The organism is Caballeronia sp. (genome assembly GCF_049581465.1).
Classification (GTDB): domain Bacteria; phylum Pseudomonadota; class Gammaproteobacteria; order Burkholderiales; family Burkholderiaceae; genus Caballeronia.
Genome location: NZ_JBAUSA010000511.1, coordinates 1 through 1,656 on the forward strand (window position 1 = coordinate 1; position 1,656 = coordinate 1,656).

At 63.5% G+C, this 1,656-nt stretch carries 1 protein-coding gene; it reads left to right on the top strand.

Annotation, left to right across the window (positions count from 1 at the left end; translation table 11 throughout):
• Positions 1-1,588, top strand: a 1,588-nt coding sequence (locus tag WCA53_RS12505; protein ID WP_423910143.1) for an acetolactate synthase large subunit, incomplete at its 5' end; no start/stop codon positions are given.
• Between the last annotated feature and the right edge of the window lie 68 nt (positions 1,589-1,656).

Consider the following 1,656-nt stretch of genomic DNA (forward strand, 5'->3'; position numbering starts at 1 on the left):
GAATCTCGACGTCGTCGAGTCGCTGCGGCGCTCCAGCATCCAGCTGATCCTGACCCGCCATGAACAGTCTGCAGCCTTCATGGCGGCGACCCACGGCCGCCTGACAGGAAGGCCGGGCGTCTGCATGGCGACGCTCGGTCCCGGCGCGCTGAATCTGGTCACCGGCGCGGCCTACGCGCATCTTGGCGCGATGCCGATGGTGCTCATCACAGGCCAGAAGCCCATCATGACGGCACACCAGGCGCGCTTCCAGATCGTCGACATCGTCGCGACGATGAAGCCACTGACCAAGGCGTCCCGGCAAATCGTCAGCGGGGCCAGCATTCCGACCGTGGTCCGTGAAGCGTTCCGATTGGCTGCAGAAGAGCGACCCGGTCCCGTTCACCTCGAACTGCCGGAAGACGTAGCCGCCTCTGAAGTTAGCGACGACGTGGCTCTCGTGCCGCTGCATCCCGTCGAGATCCCGGTGGCGCAGGAGGCTGCTATCGAACGGGCGGCGGCTTTGCTGATGAAGGCCGAGCGTCCGCTGGTCATGTTCGGCGCCGCAAGCAACCGGCCCCGGCTCGCGGGTCGGCTGACGGAGTTCATCCGGCGCACCGGCATCCCGTTCTTTACCACGCAGATGGGCAAGGGCACGGTCGGCGCGATCGGCAGCGACGAGGCCGCCGAACTATGGATGGGAACGGCAGCGCTCAGCGAACGCGACTATTTGCACGAGGCAATCGACCGCGCCGACCTGATCCTTGCAATCGGGCATGACACGGTCGAAAAACCGCCGTTCATCATGGGAGCGAAGGGGCCTCAGGTCATTCACGTGGGATATACGCCGGCCAATGTCGAACAGGTATTCTTCCCGCATGCCGAAGTGGTGGGCGACCTCGGCCTGAGTCTTGCACGGCTTGCCGAACTGGTTCATGGCAAGCTTCCGAACGCGGCAGCACTCGCGCCGCTGCGCGAAGGTATCCTGACGCGCACGATGGACCGGGCAAATGAATCACGCTTTCCATTGACGCCGCAACGTATCGTCCACGATGTACGCGAAGTCATGCCGGCGGACGGCATCGTCGCGCTCGATAACGGCATGTACAAGATCTGGTTCGCGCGGTGCTATCGGACGCGCAATGCCAACACCCTGCTGCTCGACAACGCATTGGCGACGATGGGGGCAGGCTTGCCGTCGGCCATGATGGCCGCGTTGCTCTACCCTGCCCGGCGCGTGATGGCCGTGTGCGGCGACGGTGGCTTCATGATGAACTCGCAGGAACTCGAGACCGCCGTCAGGCTGAAGCTCAACCTCGTAGTCCTGATCATCCAGGACAACGCCTACGGAATGATCCGCTGGAAACAGGCCGTCGACGGCTTCACGGATTGGGGCCTCACATACGGCAACCCCGATTTCGTGAAATACGCCGATGCCTATGGCGCCAAAGGACGACGCGTAGAATCGGCCGAAGGGTTGGCCCCGGCATTGGAAGCGGCGTTCCGCGAAGGCGGTGTGCAGTTGGTCATCGTGCCTGTCGACTACTCGGAGAACAGGCGCGTCCTGGTCGACGAACTCAAAAGCCGGGTCATGGAGGTCGGACAATGATGAACGCGCGGCGCTCGGTTACACTCGGTGAAGCGCTTTCAGCACACCCTGGCGCTGCTGCGTTGACC